This is a genomic window from Kribbella antiqua (assembly GCF_004345665.1).
Lineage (GTDB): Bacteria > Actinomycetota > Actinomycetes > Propionibacteriales > Kribbellaceae > Kribbella > Kribbella antiqua.
In genome coordinates, this window is sequence record NZ_SLWR01000002.1 from 505,922 (window position 1) to 526,073 (window position 20,152).

General features: G+C 66.1%; 17 protein-coding genes and 1 pseudogene. 9 read left to right on the forward strand and 9 right to left on the reverse strand.

Translation table 11 applies throughout. The features are described from left to right. Genes EV646_RS08315 through EV646_RS08335 form a run of 5 tightly spaced genes read left to right on the forward strand, consistent with a single transcriptional unit; the run spans position 1 to position 6,192 of the window. Positions 1-870 (forward strand): branched-chain amino acid ABC transporter permease, encoded by an 870-nt coding sequence (locus EV646_RS08315; RefSeq protein WP_132145677.1) that lies wholly within the window; start codon positions 1-3, stop codon positions 868-870. Beyond that, entirely contained in the window at positions 867-2,657 is a 1,791-nt protein-coding gene (locus EV646_RS08320; protein WP_132145679.1) for a branched-chain amino acid ABC transporter ATP-binding protein/permease, read from the forward strand. Before EV646_RS08315 ends, EV646_RS08320 begins: the two co-directional genes overlap by 4 nt. Beyond that, positions 2,638-3,339, forward strand: a complete 702-nt coding sequence (locus tag EV646_RS08325) for an ABC transporter ATP-binding protein (protein WP_132145681.1) — start codon at positions 2,638-2,640, stop codon at positions 3,337-3,339. The genes EV646_RS08320 and EV646_RS08325 overlap by 20 nt, the downstream gene beginning before the upstream one ends. 9 nt (positions 3,340-3,348) lie before the next feature. After that, positions 3,349-4,761, forward strand: coding sequence for an alpha/beta hydrolase domain-containing protein (locus EV646_RS08330; RefSeq protein WP_277875090.1), 1,413 nt, complete (start codon positions 3,349-3,351; stop codon positions 4,759-4,761). Between the two features lie 42 nt (positions 4,762-4,803). Further along, positions 4,804-6,192, forward strand: a complete 1,389-nt coding sequence (locus EV646_RS08335) for an alpha/beta hydrolase domain-containing protein (RefSeq protein WP_132145685.1) — start codon at positions 4,804-4,806, stop codon at positions 6,190-6,192. On the opposite strand, the gene EV646_RS08340 is transcribed toward EV646_RS08335, so the two are convergent. Beyond that, positions 6,185-6,835 carry a TetR/AcrR family transcriptional regulator gene (locus EV646_RS08340; protein ID WP_241995571.1) on the reverse strand — a complete coding sequence of 217 codons (651 nt, stop codon included), beginning with the start codon at positions 6,833-6,835 and terminating at the stop codon, positions 6,185-6,187. The two genes, EV646_RS08335 and EV646_RS08340, sit on opposite strands and share 8 nt — an antisense overlap. 8 nt (positions 6,836-6,843) lie before the next feature. Further along, a complete protein-coding gene (locus EV646_RS08345) occupies positions 6,844-7,665 on the reverse strand; it encodes a shikimate dehydrogenase (RefSeq protein ID WP_132145689.1) in 822 nt (273 codons plus the stop codon). A gap of 119 nt (positions 7,666-7,784) precedes the next feature. Between EV646_RS08345 and EV646_RS08350 the strand changes: the two genes are divergently transcribed. Beyond that, the gene (locus EV646_RS08350; protein ID WP_241995573.1) at positions 7,785-9,086 is read left to right on the forward strand and encodes an MFS transporter; all 1,302 of its coding nucleotides are present in this window, start codon (positions 7,785-7,787) and stop codon (positions 9,084-9,086) included. Beyond that, entirely contained in the window at positions 9,083-9,847 is a 765-nt protein-coding gene (locus tag EV646_RS08355) for an N-acyl homoserine lactonase family protein (protein ID WP_199236872.1), read from the forward strand. The genes EV646_RS08350 and EV646_RS08355 overlap by 4 nt, the downstream gene beginning before the upstream one ends. On the opposite strand, the gene EV646_RS08360 is transcribed toward EV646_RS08355, so the two are convergent. The 7 genes and pseudogenes from EV646_RS08360 to EV646_RS08385 form a co-directional block, all read right to left on the reverse strand. Beyond that, a complete protein-coding gene (locus tag EV646_RS08360) occupies positions 9,819-10,334 on the reverse strand; it encodes a hypothetical protein (RefSeq protein ID WP_199236873.1) in 516 nt (171 codons plus the stop codon). The genes EV646_RS08355 and EV646_RS08360 overlap by 29 nt on opposite strands. A gap of 50 nt (positions 10,335-10,384) precedes the next feature. Continuing rightward, the gene (locus EV646_RS40560) at positions 10,385-10,729 is read right to left on the reverse strand and encodes an alpha-L-fucosidase C-terminal domain-containing protein (protein WP_277875094.1); all 345 of its coding nucleotides are present in this window, start codon (positions 10,727-10,729) and stop codon (positions 10,385-10,387) included. Continuing rightward, positions 10,730-11,815 (reverse strand): annotated as a pseudogene (locus tag EV646_RS08365) (alpha-L-fucosidase); the annotation flags it as partial. It lies immediately after the preceding gene. A gap of 63 nt (positions 11,816-11,878) precedes the next feature. Beyond that, a complete protein-coding gene (locus EV646_RS08370) occupies positions 11,879-13,570 on the reverse strand; it encodes a type 2 periplasmic-binding domain-containing protein (RefSeq protein ID WP_132145695.1) in 1,692 nt (563 codons plus the stop codon). A gap of 34 nt (positions 13,571-13,604) precedes the next feature. Beyond that, positions 13,605-14,555, reverse strand: coding sequence for a carbohydrate ABC transporter permease (locus tag EV646_RS08375; RefSeq protein ID WP_132145697.1), 951 nt, complete (start codon positions 14,553-14,555; stop codon positions 13,605-13,607). After that, entirely contained in the window at positions 14,552-15,541 is a 990-nt protein-coding gene (locus EV646_RS08380) for an ABC transporter permease (RefSeq protein WP_132145699.1), read from the reverse strand. Before EV646_RS08380 ends, EV646_RS08375 begins: the two co-directional genes overlap by 4 nt. A 25-nt stretch (positions 15,542-15,566) precedes the next feature. Beyond that, entirely contained in the window at positions 15,567-17,942 is a 2,376-nt protein-coding gene (locus tag EV646_RS08385; protein WP_132145701.1) for a glycoside hydrolase family 95 protein, read from the reverse strand. 141 nt (positions 17,943-18,083) lie between these two features. Between EV646_RS08385 and EV646_RS08390 the strand changes: the two genes are divergently transcribed. Both EV646_RS08390 and EV646_RS08395 read left to right on the forward strand, forming a co-directional pair. Then, a complete protein-coding gene (locus EV646_RS08390) occupies positions 18,084-19,403 on the forward strand; it encodes an L-fuconate dehydratase (RefSeq protein WP_132145703.1) in 1,320 nt (439 codons plus the stop codon). Then, entirely contained in the window at positions 19,400-20,149 is a 750-nt protein-coding gene (locus EV646_RS08395) for a FadR/GntR family transcriptional regulator (protein WP_132145705.1), read from the forward strand. The genes EV646_RS08390 and EV646_RS08395 overlap by 4 nt, the downstream gene beginning before the upstream one ends. Positions 20,150-20,152: the final 3 nt, after the last annotated feature.

Consider the following 20,152-nt stretch of genomic DNA (forward strand, 5'->3'; position numbering starts at 1 on the left):
GTGCAGGTCTTCCTTCAGACCCTGATCGGCGGGATCACGTTCGGGGCGGTGTACGCACTGGTCGCGATGGGCTTCTCGATCGTCTACCGGACGATGGGGCTGGTCAATTTCGCGCACGGCAGCGTGGTGATGATCGGCGCGTACGCCGCCTCGACGTTCTACATGGCCAGCAAGGTCCCGTTCGCGGTCGCCATCGTGGTCGCGATCGTGGTCACCGGCCTGATCGGCCTGATCATCGAGCGCTTCCTGCGGCCGTTGGAGAACAAGGACTTCACGCTGATGCTGATCGGCACGATCGGCTTCGGCGCGGTCCTGGAGGCGCTGGCCATCCTGATCTGGGGCGCGACCGGGCACGCGGTACCGAGCCCGGTGGCCACCGAGCCGTTGAACCTCGGCGGTGTCCGCATTCCGACGTACAGCCTGCTGGTGATCGGGGTCGCGGCGCTGGCCACCACGATGCTGGCCTTCTTCCTGCGCCGGACCAAGCTCGGCGCGGCGATGCAGGCGGTCGCGATGGATCACGAGGCAGCGACCGCGTGCGGCATCCATGTCGGCCGCAGCAACGCGATGGCGTTCGGGATCGGCGCCTGCCTGGCCGCGGTCGCGGGCAGCCTGATCGGGCCGATGCTCTACGTCAATCCGACCATGGGCGGCACGCTCGGCATCAAGGGCTTCGCCGCGGCGATGCTCGGCGGCTTCGGCAGTATGCCGGGCGCGATCGTCGGCGGGATCGCCTTCGGCCTGCTGGATGCCTTTGCCGCCGGCAACTTCCAGGCGTACTCCGAACTGGTCACGTTCGTGGTGTTCGCGCTGGCCGTGATGATCCGGCCGACCGGCATCTTCGGGGAGGCGACGGTGAACCGGGCGTGAGACGACGACTGTTGCTGCTGGCACCGATCGCGGTCGCCGCCTGGCTGCTCCCCTACGGGCTCGGCGGCTACACCATGCACGTGGTCGACGTCGCCGTCATCTTCGCCGTGCTGGCCATCGGCCTCGGCCTGACCATGGGCGTGGCCGGGCAGATCAACCTGGCGCAGGTCGCGTTCTTCGGGATCGGCGCCTACACGGTGGCGATCCTCACCAGCCGGACCGGCCTCGGTTTCTGGCCGGCCGCCGTACTCGCGATCCTGGCGTCGATCGCAGCGGGGCTGCTGGTCGGCATCCCGGCGTTGCGGATGCAGTCGCACTACCTCGGCATCGTCACCCTCGGCCTCGCGCTGGGCTTCATCAACTGGGTCACGAATGCCGGGATCGCCGGACGGGCCGAGGGCATCAGCGACATCCCGGTGCCGCCCTTGTTCGGCATCGACCTGTCCAGCGGCTACCTCTACTACTACCTCGAGCTGGCCGTCTTCGCGCTCGTACTGGTCTTCGCCCTGTTCGTCACCCGCTCACCACTCGGCCGCCGCCTGCGTGCGATGCGCGACGACGACCTCGCCGCCGGTGCGCTCGGCGCCGAGATCCCGCTGCTGCGGATGACTGCGTTCGTACTTTCCGGGCTGTACGGCGGGGTGGCCGGCGTGCTGTATGCCGGATTGATCCGGTTCGTCGCGCCGGAGACCTTCAACATCGGCAACATGTTCCTGCTGCTCGCGATGGTGATCATCGGCGGCCGCGCGAGCATCGTCGGCTGTGTCATCGGCGCACTCGGCCTGGCCTTTGTCCGCGAGGCGCTGCTCGACGTGTCGGCCTTCGCCCAGCTCGGCTACGGCATCGTCGTCGTACTCGTCGTCGTCTTCTTCCCCAAGGGCCTGGCCGGGCTGCCTGCTCAAGTCTTCCGCCGCAAGACCGGCGAGCGTCCCCGCCTCTCCCCCTTTGTCCCGTACGACGAAGTCCCGCCGGCCGACGCGCGGAGTGTGCTCGAGATCGACCAGGTCACCAAGCGGTTCAAGGGACTTGTCGCACTGCAGGACGTCTCGCTGTCGGTGCCCGCCCGCCAGATCCGGGGCATCGTCGGTCCGAACGGCTCGGGGAAGACGACGCTCTTCAATGTGATCAGCGGGTTCTACACGGCCACCGCGGGCCGGGTTCGTCTCGACGGCGCTTCGGTCGGCGGCTTGGCGCCGTACCGGCTGTCGTTGAAGGGCGTCGCGCGTACTTTTCAGAATCTGCGGCTGTTCGAGGACCTGACTGTGCGGGACAACATTCTGGTCGCGCTGGACCGCACTCGGACGTCATGGATCTGGCGCTATCTTGCGCTGCCGTGGGCTGTGTCGCGGTATGAGCGGTCGTTGCGCGGCCGAGCCGATGAGGTGTTGCACCGGTTCGGGTTGACCGAGTTCGCCGATGCCATCCCGCGGTCGTTGCCGTACGGGATCCAGCGGCGGGTCGAGATCGCGCGGGCGATGGCGTCATTGCCGTCGTTGCTGTTGCTCGACGAGCCGGCCGCGGGTCTGAACGGCGACGAGGTCGGCCGGCTCGCGGAGATCGTCCGCTCGATCCGCGACTCCGGTGTCACGGTCGTGGTGATCGAGCACAACATGGGCCTGGTCATGTCCCTGTGCGACCACGTCACCGTGCTGTCCGGCGGACGTGTCATCGCCGACGGTCCACCGGACGAGGTCGCGGTCGATCCGCGCGTGGTCGAGGCCTACCTGGGCGACTCCATGGCAGCGCCCACCGAAAGGGAGGCGGAGCATGAGCACGCTGACCGTTGAAGGCCTCTCGGTCCGGTACGGCGGGGTCCGTGCGGCACAAGACGTCACGTTCACCGTCGAGCCGGGCCAATCCCTCGGCATCATCGGCGCCAACGGTGCCGGCAAAACCTCCACTCTCAAGGCCATCATGGGCCTCGCACCACGCCAGGCCCGCACTATTCGCTTCGGTGACGACGACCTGCTCCGGGCCGCACCACACACGCTGGTCCGGCGTGGCATCGGCTACGTCCCCGAGGGCCGGCACGTCTTCCCCGGACTGCCGGTGGAGAAGAACCTCCTGCTCGGCGCCTACTGCCGCACCTGGAAAAAGACCCCGATCGACGAGGTCTACGACCTGTTCCCCGTCCTGGGCGACATGCGCCACCGGCTGGCCGGGACGCTGTCCGGCGGTCAGCAGCAGATGCTCGCCGTCGGTCGCGCGCTGATGTGCCGGCCGAAGGTGATGCTGCTGGACGAACCGTCGATGGGCCTGTCCCCCATCCTGGTCGCCGAGATCGCCACCGTCCTGAAACGGCTCAACGCCGACGGCCTCGGCATCGTCCTGGTCGAACAGAACGCCAAGCTCACCTTCGAGGTCACCACCACCTGCCTGGTGATGGAGAACGGTGAGATCGCCGCCACCGGCACCTCCCACGACCTCCGCCACGACCCCCAAGTGAGGCGCATCTACCTGGGCCTCTGAGGAGCACCCATGATCCTGCGAGCTCTTACCGCCCTGGCATTACTGACTTCAGGCCTGACACCCACGTCCACACCCCTTGAAGAACCGCCCGCCCCCAACCCTCCCCCGACCGTCATCGGTCCCATCCCGGTCACCTCCTCGCCCGGCGATCCCAGTCACGGTTACCCCTTCATGTCCACCGACCGCGACCTGCGCCGGTACGGTTATCTCGAGGAGGAGTACTTCCTCGACGGCACCGCCAGCAACTACACCACCCCCGACCAGGCCACCGGCGAAGTCATCAGCTCTGGTCACCCCTATCGCACTCGTCTCGTCGTACGACGTCCTGCGTCCACCGCGAAGTCGAACGGCACCGTCGTCGTCGAGTGGTACAACGTCACCAACAACTTCGACGTCGAAGTGATGTGGAACCGCTCCTGGGAGCATCTCGTTGCCTCCGGCTACACCTGGGTCGGAGTCAGCGCCCAGCGCAACGGTGTCAACTCCCCCACCGGACTGCGCGCCTGGAGCCCGAGCCGATACGGCACCCTCGACCTCACCGCGGGCGGAACCGTCACCGACGACTCGCTCAGCTACGACGTCTTCAGCCAGGCCGCGCAAGCCTTGAAGAGCGGCGCTATCGCGCACTGGCGACCGCGGACCGTGATCGCCACCGGCCAGTCGCAATCCGCCGGCCGACTGGCGATCTACGCCAACTCGGTCCATCCGACCGCACCGGTGTACGACGCCATCACGATCATCGACGGTGGCGTCGCCATCCGCCCCGACCTGACCACCAAGATCTTCAAGACCGCATCCGAGTACGACGTGCTCAACGGCCAGGGCAATCGTCGGCAGTCGGACACGCCTATTTTCCGGTTCTGGGAGATCGCGGGCGCGTCGCATTCCGATCGACAGGCGTTCCTGACCAACAGCGCCGTACGACTGCGTGATGCGGGCGTCACTGGTCCACTGCCCGGGCCCAAGGCACCGTGTGTGTCGCCGGCTCGGAGCAATGCGCCGTACCACTACGTCCTCAACGCGATGTTCGACCACGTCGTCCGCTGGGTGCGGCAGGGTGTCGCGCCACCGTCGGCGCCTCAATTGGAGATCACCGACTTCACTACCACTCCGCTGACCCTCGCCAGGGATCAGTATCAGTTGGCTCGCGGTGGCATCCGGCTGGCTGCGGTCGACGTACCCATCGAACGCAATACCGGCTGGAACATCGGCCTGACGCCTGCGACCGACAGTGCGTGCCGGCAGAGCGGCAGCTGGATTCCCTTTGACAGCACGACTTTGAGCGAGCTGTATCCGACGCATCGGGCGTACGTTTCCGCCGTACGCGCGACCACCGCACAGAACCTCCGCGACGGCTTCATCACCGCACGAGACGCCGCCGCGACCATCAAAGCAGCCGAACACGCCCCGATCGGCAGGTGAACCATGTCCCGAATTCTCAAGTTGATCTGTGCTGTCCTCCTGGTGGGCACTGCACTGTACGTTCCCAGCGCTGCGGCGCATACACCCATCCCGTCGCTGTCCGGTCCGCTGCCGGTGACCGGGAAGTCCCATCCATTCAACATGTCGACGGTCGACCTGAAAGCCTACGGTTATGTCGAGGAGGAGTACCTCGTCAGCGGCCGGGCCAATGTCTACGACTACGACGCGTCCGGTCAGGTCGTGGTGGTCCGGGCGGCAGTGCCCTACACCAATCGGATCCTGGTCCGGCGTCCCGCGGACCGCAACGAGTTCAGCGGGACGGTGGTTGCCGACATCAACAACATGACCAACGGCTGGGATCTCGACCGGATGTGGCTGACCTCCCACGACGAGTACCTCCGCCGCGGCGACGCCTACGTCGCTGTCACGAGCGCACCCAATGCCGTCGCGTCGCTGCGGAAGTTCGATCCGGCCAGATACGGCAAGCTGTCCTGGCCCGACCAGCGCGGCTGCGCGGGTACGGCGCTCAACTCCGCCGCGACCACCGAAGGCGGACTGGTCTGGGACATCTTCAGCCAGGTCGGAGCCGCCCTGAAGAGCAACAAGCTGCTGCGAGGCGTCGAGAAGGTCTACGCAACCGGATACTCACAGTCCGGCTCCTACCTGATCCGCTACATCAACGCCATCCACCCACGCGCCAAGGTGTACGACGGTTTCCTCATCGCCGCGGCAGCCGGTGGTCCACGGCCACTCAACAAATGCTCGGCCGCGATCCCGGCCGACGACCCGCGCAACGTCATCCGGCCGACCGCCGTACCGGTGATCAAGATGCAGACGCAGACCGACTTCTACATGGACGGCGGCGCGTCCCGGCGTGACGACTCCGACAAACCGAACGACAAGTACCGGCTCTACGAGGTGCCCGGCTCGGGACACGCCCACTCCTACACCTCGGGCTTCGCACCGTCGCCTGAGGACCTGGCCCGGCTCGGCGTGATCTACAACTACTACAACTGCGACGGCGTCGGTACGACGTTCCCGATGCACTACCTCTACAACGCCGCCCACGTGAACCTCGACCGCTGGGCTCGCAAGAACATCGCCCCACCACGGGCGGACCGGATCCAGGTCGACGCGGCCGGACAAACGGTGCTCGACCAACACGGCAACGCTGTCGGAGGCGTCCGTACGCCGTGGGTCGACCTACCGACCGCCACCTACTACCCGACGAGCACAGGAGCCAACTGCGCTCTCTTCGGCCACATGGCACCGTTCAGCCAGAGCAAGCTGCTGGAGCTCTATCCAAACCACGGCGCCTACAGCCGGGCAGTGATCAGTCAGGTCGACAAGCTCGTCGCCGACCGCTGGCTCACCCGCGCCGACGGCGCCGCAACCATCAACGAGGCGGCGGGAGCTCCGGTGCCTAAGTGACGTCCGCTGCGCCGGCTCCGCGGAGGTAGGCGACTACCATTTCGCCGACCATCTTGCGGAGCCGGGCGCGGTTCTCCGGTGCGGTCATGTCGCGGCCGAACAGCGCGCCGAAAGTGTGGGCGTTGGAGACCCGGAAGAAGCAGAACGAGCTGATGATCATGTGGACGTCGACGGCGTCCGCCTCGGTGACGAAGTCGCCGCTCGCCTTGCCGGCCGCCAGGATGCGCTCGATCAGGTCGAGGACCGGCGTACCGAGGTTGGCGAGCACCGGCGACTTGCTGATGTGCTCGGCCTGGTGGATGTTCTCGATCGCGACCAGCTTGATGAAGTCCCGGTGCGCGTCGTGGTGGTCGAAGGTGAGCTCGGCCAGCGTCCGGATCGCCTCGACCGGAGCGAGGTGGGCGACGTCGACCTTCTGCTCCACCGCCCGGACCTCGGAGTACGCCTTCTCCAGTACGGCGATGAACAGCTGCTCCTTGCTGCTGAAGTAGTAGTAGATCATCCGCTTGGTGGTCCGCATGAGCTCGGCGATCTCGTCGACCCGGGCTCCCGCGTAGCCCTTCCGGGCGAATTCGCGCTGCGCGACCTGCAGGATCTCCGCCTTGGTGCGCTCAGCATCCCGCCGGCGCTCCGTGGTAGTCATGCCCCTCATCATAGGTAGGCCAGCTCTTTCAGCTGCGCAAGCATCCGGCCGTGGTCCGGCGTACGACCGGTGAACAGCCGCAACGCGTGGGCAGCCTGTAGCACAGCCATGCCGCCGCCGTCGAGGGTCCGGCAGCCCAGCGCGCGGGCTTGTTTGAGCAGCTCGGTCTCGAGCGGTCGATAGACGATGTCGGCCACCCACAACCGCGGCCGGAGCCTTGCGACTGGCAGCGGCAGGCCCGGGTTGTGCGCCATGCCTACCGGTGTGGTGTTGACCAGTCCATCGGCGTTCGCCAGGTCCGGCTGATCAGAGCTGTGCGCCCGCGGATCGCCAAGCCGCTCGACCAGCGCTTCGGCGCGGCCCGGCTTGGGGTCGACAATCGTCAGACAGCCGGCGCCCAACCCCAGCAGCGCGTCGGCGACCGCCGCGCCCGCTCCGCCCGCGCCGAGTTGCACGATCCGGTCCATCGGCGCACCCGGCAAGCCCTGGCTGAAGGATGCGGCGAAGCCGGTCCGATCGGTGTTGTGGCCGATCGTCCTGCCGTCGCGGAACAACACGGTGTTGACCGCACCCAACCTGGATGCCTCGTCCGACAGCTCGTCCAGGTGCGGGATGACCGCCTGCTTGCAAGGGTGCGTGATGTTGAGTCCGTCGTACCCGAGGAGCCGTGTCTCTTCGAGCAGCTCGCCCACGTCCCGCTGCAGTACGTCGATGTCGAGCAGGCGGTAGACGTAGCGCAGCCCGAGTTGGGCGGCCTCGGTCTCGTGCAGCGCCGGACTGAGCGACGCCCCGATGCCGGAACCGATCAACCCGATGAGGTAGGACTTCATGGATCAGGTCTCCCTCCAGCAGGGCGGTGCGGGGCTGGCTCCACTGTACTCTTGTAATGTACGAACTGGTACGTTAGTTTCCTCGCCACGGGGTCCAGCCTTCTCCTTGAGGAGTGACCGTGACGACGCAGGGCAAACCACGCAAGGCCGCTGTCGCCGCCTGGATTGGCAGCGCGCTGGAGTACTACGACTTCTTCATCTACGGCACCGCCGCAGCGCTGGTGTTCGGCAAGATCTTCTTCCCCTCCTCCTCGCCGGCCACCGGCACGCTGCTCGCGCTGGCCACCTTCGGCGTCGGGTACCTGGCCCGGCCGGTCGGCGCGTTCGTGCTCGGGCATATCGGCGACAAGTTCGGGCGCAAGCAGGTGCTGGTCGCCACGCTGGTGATGATGGGCGCGTCGACCTTCCTGGTCGGTTGCCTGCCGACGTACGACGACGTCGGCGTACTGGCGCCGATCCTGCTCGTGCTGCTTCGGCTGCTGCAGGGGTTCTCCGTCTCCGGTGAGCAGGCGGGCGCGAACTCGATGACGCTCGAACATGCGCCGCCAGATCGACGCGGCTACTACACGAGCTTCACCCTCAACGGAACACAGGCTGGGCAGATCATCGCAACCGCCGTGTTTCTGCCTATCGCGGCTTTGCCGGAAGAGGACTTGCTGAGCTGGGGCTGGCGGGTGCCGTTCTGGTGCAGCATCGTGGTCGCGGCCGTCGGACTGGTGATCCGGCGGACGCTCGAGGAGACGCCGCATTTCGAGCAGGAGGTCGCTTCCGACTCCGTGGCCAAGCTGCCGCTCGCCGTACTGTTCCAGGACCACTGGCGTGCGGTGGTCCGCGTGATCGCCGCCGCGGTGATCGCCTCGGTGAGCACGATCTTCACCGTCCACGCGCTGTCGTACGCCGTCAACACGATGGACCTGAATCGCAGCGCGATGTTGTGGGTCGGCGTACTCGCGAACGTCGCCGGCGTGATCACGATCCCGCTGTGGGCGACGCTGTCGGACCGGATCGGCCGCAAGCCGGTGTTCATCGGCGGGTCGATCGGGAGCGCAGTGCTGATGTTCGCCTACCTGTGGGCCATCTCGACCGGCTCGTATCCACTGATCTTTGCTCTCGGCATCATCACCTTCGGGGTGGTGTATTGCGCCACCGGCGCGGTCTGGCCGTCGTTCTACGGCGAGATGTTCCCGACGCGGGTGCGGCTGTCCGGGATGGCGATCGGCACCCAGATCGGCTTCGCCATCGGCGGTTTCGCCCCGATGATCGCCACCGCGGTCGCCGGGGCCGGCAAGGGCAGCTGGTTCGGCGTGTCGGTGGTCACCGCGATCTTCTGCCTGATCAACATCGCGGCCGTGGCGACCGCCAAGGAGACCTACAAGGTCCGCACCGAGCACCTGGGCCGACGCGCCGAGGTTCGGGTGTGAGTGATTTCAGCGTCTACGCCATCCGCTTCGCCGAGCGGGACGCCATGCGCGGCGAGCACTTCCACGGGTACGACGCCCGCGTCGGCGAACCGCATCCGACGGCGTACTACGTCTGGTTGGCGACCTCAGCCGAGCACACCGTGCTCATCGACACCGGAATCGCCCCGGCCCGTGCGGACACGATCGCGGGGCTGCGCTACCACGGCTCCCCCGCGTCCGCCCTGGCCGCGCTCGACGTCACCCCGGCCGACATCGATCACGTCGTACTGACGCATCTGCATTACGACCACACCGGTACGGCGCATGAGTTCGGCGATGCTCGCTATGTCTTGCAGCAGGCCGAGCTCGAGTACTGGACCGGGCCGTGGGCCAAGCGGATCGCCCGGGAGCGCTGGCTGGTGGACGAGACCGACCTCGCCCACCTGACCAGCGCGCACCAGCAGGGTCGGGTGCTCCGCGCGGATGGCGACACGACCGTCGTACCCGGACTGAGCGTACATCTGGTCGGCGGCCACACCGCGGGCATGCAGGTGGTCCGAGTCCAGACCGCTCGCGGCAACGTCGTCCTCGCCTCAGACGCTTCGCACTTCTACGAGAACCTCGAGGACGACCGCCCGTTCCCGATCCTGACCAGCATGACCGGCATGTACGGCGCCTTCGACCGCATCAAGGAGCTCGGCGACGACGCCGTACCCGGTCACGATCCCCTGGTCCTGGAGCGCTACCCGCTGCTCACACCGGACATCGCCCAGATCGCCTAGGCGCCTGGATGAAGGCCGAGCCAGCCGGGGCTCGGGGCACCTTGGACCTCGCCGAAGTAGAGCGAGAAGGTCTGCTTCCAGCGTTCGACCTCGGCGCGGTCGGCCATGAACCGCGGGAAGCCGTCGAGGTGTACAGCTGGGAGAATCCGGCCGGCTTGTAGGGCAGGAGCTTCCCCTGCTTCTTCCACCGGGTGAAGTCCTGCAGGGTCTGCAGCTGGACCACGTGCGGGACCAGTGTGCCGGTGGCAAGCTGGTTGTCGACGCGGACGTCGTGGAACTTGCTGTAGTCAACGACCGTGGTCAGCTTCATCTTCGGGAACCTGGTCAGGAACGCCTGCTTGGTGAAATCCTTCTGAGTCGCTGTGTCACCGCCGGCATAGAAGACCAGCTCCCCGCCCTCGGCCAGGGCATCGGCGTACAGCTCCTCGAGCGACTTGGTCTCCTCCCCCACTCGGCTCACCACGGCCGCCTCGCTCCGCTCCGGCACGATCGTGCTACCTCATGACACAAGAGCGGTCGTGCGGTGAGGGCGAAGTGTCAGTCGGCCTGGAGGTCGACCGCGAGGCAATTCGCGACATCAAGCGGAGGAGTCGCGGGCAACTGGACGACGAGGATGCCGTGGGCTTGCTCGAAGGGTACGGGGCCGTAGCCCAGCAGACGGACGGTACGCACGGCGTCACCCGTGAGGCTGCGAATCACGGCGCGCCCGTCGTCCGGCCACGCCATCTGGAAGGCGTACAGGGTGTTGGCGCGGGTGGTGAAGCGGAAGTCGGAACTCGTCCAGCTCACGCGGTCTTCGGTGAAGCCGTCGATGGTCACGCTCGACGGCCCTTCGCCGAACACCCGGAACGGTCTCGTGCCGTAGATGCCTTCGCCGCACACGCTCGTCCAGGCACCGAGGTCGTCGAGGAGTTGCGTGCACTCGGCGTCGAGCGTGCCGTCCGGCAGCTGCGGAATGTTGAGCAGGAGGTTGCCGTTCTTCGACACGATGTCGACCAGCATCTCGATCACGTGGCGGGCGGTCTTGTAGACGTCGCGGACGTTGTAGAACCAGTCCCCGACCGAGGTGTCCGTCTGCCAAGGCGAGGGGTGGATGCCGGGCGTCTGACTCCGCTCGATGTCCATCACACCGACGGCGCTCACCTCCGGCCGACGGTCCTTCTGCTGGTAGACGGCACGGTTCGTGCCGTGGATCCGCGCACTGGTGTTGTACAGCTGGGACACCGCGCGGAGACCCGGTGTGTAGTCGGCCTCACCGAACGGCAGCGGCCCGTCGGAGTACAGCAGATCGGGCTGGTACCGATCGATCATTTCGGTCACGGCCTCGAGCCAGTGACGGTGCCATTCGGGATCGTCGCAGTACCACGGGTCCGGCACCTCGGTGTCTTGCTGGTAGCGGCTGTTGTCGAGGTACAAGTCCCGATTCGCCGGATCGGTTCCGTCGTACGGCACACCGGCGTACGGACCCTGCTTGTCGCTGCCCTTGTTGACCGCCATCCACCCCAGGGCGGCGCCGAGGTGCTCGGTGATTCCGAACGGCAGCCCGCGCTCGGTCGCGGCCGCCTTCCAGAGCGCGAGAATGTCTTTGCCCGGTCCGACCTTCACCGAGTTCCAGCGATTGACGGTCGACTCGTAGTTGAAGAAGTTGTCGTGGTGCACGGCCTGTGCCACGAAGTACCGGGCACCGGCCGCCACAAACCGATCCATCAGGTCATACGGGTCGAACCTTTCGGCCTTCCACAGCTGTACGACGTCCTTGTAGCCGAACTCCGACGGGTGCCCGTACGTCCGCAGGTGGTAACGGTACTGGTCACTGCCCTCCCGGTACATGTTGCGCGCGTACCAATCGCCGTACCGTGGCACCGACTGAGGTCCCCAGTGCGACCAGATGCCGAGCTTTGCATCCCGGAACCAGTCAGGGCATTCGAACGTGGTCAGGGACTCGAAGGTTGCATCGAACGGCACTGATTGCTCCTCGTCAGTGGTGGGAGTGTGGACCGGCCGGGGTCCTCCGGCCGGTCCAGGGTCGACCTACTTGTTGGGCACCTTGTCGTAGGCGGTCTGCTGGATCTCCAGGTAGCGCTTCAGACCGAGACCGTCCAGCCCCTTGACGTAGCTGTCCCAGTCGGTGTCGATGTTCTTCGAGCCGGTGATGAACTGCAGGGAGTTCTGCTGGATGTAGTTCTCGAGGTTGGTCTGCAGAGTCGCGACCTCGTTGGCGAGCGACGGGTCGATCCACACCTTCCAGAACGGGTAGATCTGCGCCTTGTCCTCGTGGCCGGCGTACAGCTTGGTGGCCTCGAACAGCTTGCGTTCGTACCCCGCCTGCGAGTGGATGTCGGTGTCGATGACCTCGGAGTTGCGGTACTTCGCGGTGTTGTTGTACTGCGCCAGCGGACCCCAGCCGCTGTTCCGCGGTTTCGACCCGGGCTTCAGGGGAATCTGTTTGAAGCTCGGCTTCAGCGACTTGTCGAGCGCCACATCGCCGGGACCGGGCTTGGTCCAGGCCTTGCCCTCCATGCCGAACTGTCCGTTGTTCTGTCCCTCGTCGGTGAAGATGTAGTCGAGCATCTTGATCGCCTGGATCTGCTTCTCCGGTGTGGCCTTCGACGTCAGGACGAACGTGGCGCCGGGAATACTCGGGAAGACGTAGCTGGCGTAGTTCGCGCCACTCGGACCGGTCAGCGGCGGTACCGCGTCGTACTGCTTGTCCCGCCCGTCCGCCGAACCGATGGTGACGAAGATACCGGAATGCATGACGGTGCCCGCGCCGAGGATGACCGAGCCGCCGTGGTTGCCCTGCTGCTGCATCGCGTCCGGGTTCTGCGTGAAGGCGCCTTTGTCGATCAGGCCTTCTTTGTAGAGCGAGTTGATGTACCGCAGGCCTTCGCGCCAGCCGTCCTTGTTCGCCTGGACGTCGACCTTGCCGTTGTTGAGAACCAGCGTGGTGTTGTTGCCGCCGCTGTTGTTCTGCCCTTGCGGGTCGTAGATGAAGGCGTCCATGAGGTACGGGATGAGGTTGTCGCGGACGTTCGCGCTGAGCGGGATCTCGTCGGCCTTGCCGTTGCCGTTCGGGTCCTGGGTCTTGAACGCCTGGAGCACCTTCCGCAGGTCCTCGGTGGTCTTCGGCTGCTCGAGGCCCAGCTTCTTCAGCCACGCCGAGTTCATCCACAGCTTGTCCGGGTACGAACAGTGGAAGCAGTCGACCCACTGCGGGATGCCGTAGATCTTGCCGTCCGGCGCGGTCGCCATCGCCTTCCACTCCGGCGTGGAGTCCAGCGCCTTCTTGATGTTCGGCGCGTACTGGTCGATCAGCTGGTTCAGCGGTACGACGACACCCTGATTTCCCAGCTTCAGCAGGTCCGCCGTCGTGAACTGGTCGACCCAGGGGATCAGCAGGTACAGATCGGGATAGTCGCCGCTGGCCAGCGAGATCTGCCGCTTCTCCTTGGCGGGGCCGCCGTCGAACGTCGTGGTCTGCCACTTGACGGTGATGTTGAACTTCTGCTGGATCAGCTTGGTGAAGTCGTTCGTGGCCAGGTTCGTGTCGGCCGACTGCGGCGCGAAGACGTTCAGGGTGACGGCGGGATTTCCGGTGATCGTTGGCAACGGCTTACCCTGCTCGTCGTTCGAGCCGCCACCGGAACAGGCCGCAAGCGCGAATGCCAGGAGACTGATGCCGGCGATCGCGGCACGCCTCCTCTTTCTGAACTGTACAGACATTAGGTCCCTCACAGGGTCGAGGTGATGCGGAAGATCAGCCCTTCACGGCGCCGATCAGGATTCCCTTGGTGAAGTAGCGGGCGACGAACGGATAGATCAGCAGCACCGGCACGCTCGCCACCACGATCAGCGAGTACTTGAGCAGATCGGCCAATTGCTGGCGCTGGATGACCACGGAGGCATCGACCGCCCCACCGCCGGTCGTGTTCAGGATCAAGATGTTGCGCAGCACCAGCTGCAGCGGGAACAGATCCGGGTTCTTGAGGTAGATCAGCGCGTCGAAGTACGAGTTCCACTGCATGATCGCGTACATCAGCGCGACGACCGCGATCATCGGTTTGGCCAGCGGGATCACCACCGACCACAGGAAGCGCAGGTCACCGCAACCGTCCAGCTGGGCCGCCTCGACCAGTTCCTCGGGGATCGCGGTCCGGAAGTAGGTCCGGGCGATGATGACCTGCCAGACCCCGATCGCCTGCGGGATGATGAGCGCCCACCGGGTGTCGAGCAGCCCGGTCGACTGGACCACCAGGTACGTCGGGATCAGGCCGCCGGTGAACAGCATCGTGAACAGGATCAGCGTCATCACGACATTGCGGCCGACGAGCGTACGACGGGACATCGGATACGCGATCGCGACCGTCATCGTGACACTGACGATCGTCCCGACCACCGTGTAGAACAGCGAGTTCAGGTACCCCTGGACGATCTGCGGGTTGGCGAAGACCGCGTGGTACCCGCGCAGCGAGAAGTCCACCGGCCAGAACAGCACCCGCCCGGACGTCACCGCCTCCGGGCTGCTGAACGAGCTGGCCACGATGTACAGCAGCGGCAGCGTGACCACCGCGAAGAACACCGCCAGCAGCAGATACACACAGAACAGGAAGATCCGGTCCGTGCGCGGCTCGCGGATCCGGCGGGCCCGCGCCGCCCGGCGCTCGACCTTCTTGCTCGGCAACGGCCTCGTTTCGGTCTGAGCGCTCATGACCACAGTCCGTTTCCGGTGATCCGCTTGGCGATCGCGTTGACCATCAGCAGCAGCACCAGGTTGATCACCGAGTTGAACAACCCGACCGCTGTCGCACCGCTGAAGTCCGCGTTCAGTAGCCCCGTCTTGTACACGTACGTCGCGATGATCTCGGACTCACTCAGGTTGAGCGGGTTCTGCAGCAGGAACGCCTTCTCGAAGCCGATCGCCATGATGTTGCCGACCGCAAGGACGAGGATGATCACCGCGGTCGGCATGATGCCCGGCAGATCCACATGCCGGATCCGCTGCAACCTGGTGGCACCGTCGAGCTTGGCCGACTCGTGCAGCGCCGGGTCGATGCCGGACAACGCGGCCAGGTAGATCACCGCGGAGTACCCGGTGGTCTGCCAAACGTCCGACCAGACATAGATGTGCCGGAAGTAGTCCGGGGTGCCGAGGAAGTCGATCGCGGGAACGCCGAAGAATCCCAGGCCCTCGTTGACGATGCCGAGCCGCGGCGACAGCACCAGGATCGTCATCGACACGACCACCACGGTGGAGATGAAGTACGGCGCGTACGTCACCATCTGCACGGTCCGCTTGAAGAGTCCGTTGCGGATCTCGTTGAGCGCCAGCGCCAGGATGATCGCGATCGGGAAACTCGCCGCGACGGTGTAGACCGAGAGCACGAAGGTGTTCTTCACCAGGTTCCAGAACACCGGGTTGTGGAAGAACAGGTCGAAGTTCTGCCAGCCCACCCACGGACTTCCCCAGATGCCCTTGACCACGTTGAAACTCTTGAACGCCAGGACCGCGTTCGACATCGGGATGTACTTGAAGACCGCGAACCAGATCAGCGGCACGACCATCAGCAGGTACAGGGTCCAGTGCCGTTGAAGACTACGCCGGAGCCCCTTGATCCCGGGGCGCTCGCGTCGCCGTCGCTTGGGCCGGGCCGGTAGTTCACCGGCCGGTGGCCGGACGGTTGTCAGGGTTGCCATGAGACCTCCTCGTCCAAGCCGGCGATCAACTCGAGCTCACGCGGTGACCGATGCCGGCCGTCAATCTGACCGGCATCCGATCGCCGCCGCGGCGTACGATCCGTTCCTGGTCCCGATTAGCCGTCAGGACCGCCTCGACGCCGTACGGTGTCCAGGCGATGTCGACGACGACCCCGCCGCGAGCTCTGAGGCCGGTCACGCGCCCGCTTGTCCATTCGGCGGGCAGCGCCGGCAGCAGTTCGATCTCGCCGGTATGGCTCTGCAGCAGCATCTCCGCGATCCCCGCTGTCGCCCCGAAGTTGCCGTCGATCTGGAACGGCGGGTGCGCGCAGAACAGATTCGGGTAGACGCCCGCGCCACTGCCCACGTAGTCGGTCGACGTGTCGTTGGCCGGGGTCAGGAAGGCACGCACGAGCCGATGTGCGGCGACCGCGTCGCGCAGCCGGGCCCGCAGGTTGATCTTCCAGGCCAGCGACCAGCCCGTCGCCTCGTCGCCGCGCAGGTCCAGCGTCCGTTCCGCCGCGGCGGCGAGTTTCGGGTTCTTGTCCGGAGTGATCGCGTCGCCAGGATGCAGTCCGATCAGATGAGACATGTGCCGGTGATGCGGATCTTCCTCGGGCAGGTCGGCGGCCCACTCCTGCAGTTGTCCCTGTGCGCCGACCGGCGGGTCGGGCAGTCGCTTGCGGGCCGCGGCGAGCTCCTCGACGAGCGGGTCCACGACATCGAGCAACTCCGCCGCCTGCTCGACTCGGTGGAACAGATCCGAGATGAGCGCCAGGTCCATGGTCGACGACTCGGTGACGGATGCCGGCTGCCCGTCGTGGGCGATGTAGTCGTTCTCCGGGGACGTCGACGGCGCCGTACCGAGACTGCCGTCCGGCATCTCCACGAGCCAGTCGAGGCAGAACTCAGCGGCACCCCGTAGCACTCGCCAGGACTCGCCGAGGAACTCCAGATCGCCGGTGAAGGCGTAGTGGTCCCACAGGTGCCGGACAAGCCAGGCGCCGGCCATCGGCCAGTTCGACCACCGCGGATCGCCCTCGACCGGGTTCGTCCAGCACCACGCGTCGGCATTGTGGTGGGCGGTCCAGCCGCCGCAGCCGTAGCGCTCGCGGGCGGTACTACGTCCCGCCTGGGCGAGTTCGCCGATATAACGAAGCAGCGGTTCGTGGCACTCGGACAGGTTCGTCGTCTCCGCCGGCCAGTAGTTCATCTCGGTGTTGATGTTCACCGTGAAGTTCGAACTCCACGGTGGCCGCAGGATGTCGTTCCAGATTCCCTGCAGATTGGTCGGCAGCCCACCTGGTCGCGAACTCGCGGCCATCAGGTAACGGCCGTAGTTGAAGATCAGCGCAGCCAAGGCAGGGTCCTCGACGTCGACCGCCCGGGCCACCCGCACATCGGTCGGCAGCCCGGACTGCTCCGCCGCCCCGGCCAGCTCGAGCGACGCACGACGGAACAGTCGCCGGTGATCCTGCTGATGATCGGAAACAAGCTGCCCGTATTCGCGATCGAGAGCCGCCAGCACTGTCTGATCCGCCGAGAGCCAGCACTCCTCCGCCGTCCGGGTCGGTGCAGTGAACGGACCGTCGTATCCAGTGGCGGACGAGAGGATCAGCGTGATCTCCGTTGCGCTCTCGACAGTGAGCTCGGAGTCACTCGTCCGGACATCGCCATCGGTGCTGGCGCGTAACGCGATAGCAGCCTCCATGCCGCGATCGGCACCATCGGAGTACCGGATCGGCTCAGGTACGTCGCGATGCGGAGGAGCGACATCGGCGGGAGCCTGCAGGAGCAGTCCGAGCCCGTCGTCGACCGCGTGCGGGCGCGAGTGCAACTGCGATGTCAACTGGCACGTCAGCGCCAGTACAGGCTTCGAAGCGGTCATTCGCTGGACCAGTACGCCGTCCGGCGCGCTGACGAAGACCTCCTGTCGAACCGCCACTCCCCCGATCTCGAACTCCGCGGTGGCGACCGCGGCGTCGAGATCAAGCTCCCGGCGATAGTGCGCGACATCGTCGGCGGCAGGGGTCGTGCCATCGACGCGAATGTCGAGCAGGAGATCACCCAGCGGCAGGTACGCCTGCGAGTAGCCGGAGTGAAAACCACAAGCCAACTCGTGCGCCCGGCGAATGTCACCCGCCCTGAGCGCGTCGCGCACCGCGCGTACGGCGTCGGCACCGGTCGCACCGAGCGGAGCCGACAACGACCGGGCGGTTTCCGGACTGCCCGACCACAACGTCTCGTCGTTCAGTCCGATCCGATCCCTGCCGATACCACCGAAGCACATCGCTCCGATCCGGCCGTTGCCGAGCGGCAACGCCTCCAGCCACGTTTCCGCCGGCCGGTCGTAGACCAGCCGCTGCGTGCCGGCGCGGTCCGAGCTCACCAGGTTGCCCATGCCACCGTCCTCCGTCGAGACGACGAGGTATTAATCCCATGAATTGTCGGGAGCGTAGCGCTAGACGCGACCCTGGTCCATACTGAACGGCATCAAAGCTGGAGAAAGATCCCATCTATTACTCATCGTGAGGGGCCCGCCATGCCACGCATCACCTCGGTTGAGGTCATCGACGTTCGCTTCCCGACCTCGATGACCCAGGACGGGTCCGACGCGATGAACAAGGACGGCGACCACTCGGCGGCGTACGTCGTCCTGCACACGGACGACCCGGAGCTCGCCGGGTACGGCTTCACCTTCACCATCGGGCGCGGCAACGACCTGTGCGTCGCCGCCGCGGTTCAGCGCGCCGAGCCACTTGTGGGCCGGGACGTCGACGCGCTGTGCGGAGACCTCGGCGCGATCTACCGGGAGCTGCAGTCGGACAGCCAGTTGCGCTGGCTCGGCCCGGACAAGGGAGTCATCCATCTGGCCCTGGCTGCTGTGATGAACGCAGTGTGGGATCTCGCGGCCCGACGAGCCGGCGTACCCCTCTGGCGACTGCTGACCGACATGTCACCCGAGCAACTCGTGGCGGCTGCCGATCTGCGGTACCTGACCGACGTACTGACGCCGGAACAGGCTGTCACGCTACTTGCCCGCCAAGAACCGGGCCGCAAGCAACGAATCGAGGACCTCGAGGCATCCGGCTACCCGTGCTACACCACCTCCGCCGGATGGCTCGGGTACTCCGACGCCAAGCTCCGCAGGCTCTGCGAGGAAGCCGTTGCCGCAGGCTACAAACATGTCAAACTCAAGGTCGGCGCCAAGCTGGCCGACGACATCCGGCGCTGTGGCATCGCCCGCGAGGTCCTCGGGCCGGACGGCCACCTGATGATCGACGCGAATCAGGTCTGGGACGTGCCCGAGGCGATCGAATGGGTCAAGGCCCTGGCCGAGTTCGAACCGCTGTGGATCGAGGAACCGACCAGTCCCGACGACATCCTGGGCCACGCCGCGATCCGCAAGGCCGTGGCACCCATCGGTGTCGCCACCGGCGAGCACGGGATGAACCGGGTTCTGTTCAAGCAGATGTTCCAGGCCGGCGCCATCGACTACTGCCAGCTCGACGCAGCCCGCCTCGGCAGCGTCAACGAAGTACTCGCGGTCTACCTTCTCGCCGCCTGGTTCGACGTACCGGTCTGCCCGCACGCGGGTGGCGTCGGTCTGTGCGAACTGGTTCAGCACCTCGCGATCTTCGACTACCTGGCCGTGTCAGGCAGCCTGGAGCGCCGCGTCACCGAGTACGTCGACCACCTGCACGAGCACTTCGTCGACCCCTGCGTGATCCGCAACGGTGCATACGTGCTTCCGAGTGCGCCCGGTTACAGTGCCGAGATGCACAGAGAGTCCTTGGAGAGCTATCGATTCCCGGACGGCGCCTACTGGGCGTCACGCGCGGAAGTGGATCCGCTGACATGACGGCCGGCAGGCCGGCCGAGCTGTCACGCACCCCCGGCATTTCACAGACCGATGTCGTGGTTCAGGGCATCCGGCAGATGATCATCGACGGGCTGCTCCGGCCGGGCGATCGGCTTCCGGTCGAGAAGGACCTCGCCGCGGCGCTCGGGGTCTCCAGGAATCCCCTCCGCGAGGGGGTGCGCGCGCTGTCGATGATGGGAGTTCTCGAGACGCGGCAAGGTGACGGTACCTACGTCACCAAGCTGGATCCTTCGATGCTGCTGGCTCCGATGGGCTTCGTGGTCGATCTGCACCACGGCAGCGGAACACATCACCTGCATGTGGTCCGCCGGATCCTCGAGACGGAGGCCTCCGCCTTGGCAGCCCGGCAGATCGGCGCGGCGGAGCTCGACGCCGCAGCCGAACTGTTGCGCCACAACGAGGCCGAACTGACCCACGCGGAACCCAACCACGAGGCCGTGATCGAGAACGACATCGCCTTCCACCGCATCATCGCGGAGGCCGCCGCCAACCCCGTACTGACCGCGCTGATCGACGCGCTGGGCGGACGGACGATGCGCGATCGGCTGCGCCGATCCATCACCCAGCCCGGCGCCGACGAGACCGCGCACCGCGAACACCTCTCCATCCTCGCCGCCCTCACCAACCGCGACCCCGATCGCGCACGGACCCGGATGGCCGCACACCTGTTCACCGTCGAGGACTACCTGCTCGAACGAAGCACCACGACCCCCACCACGAAATGAGAC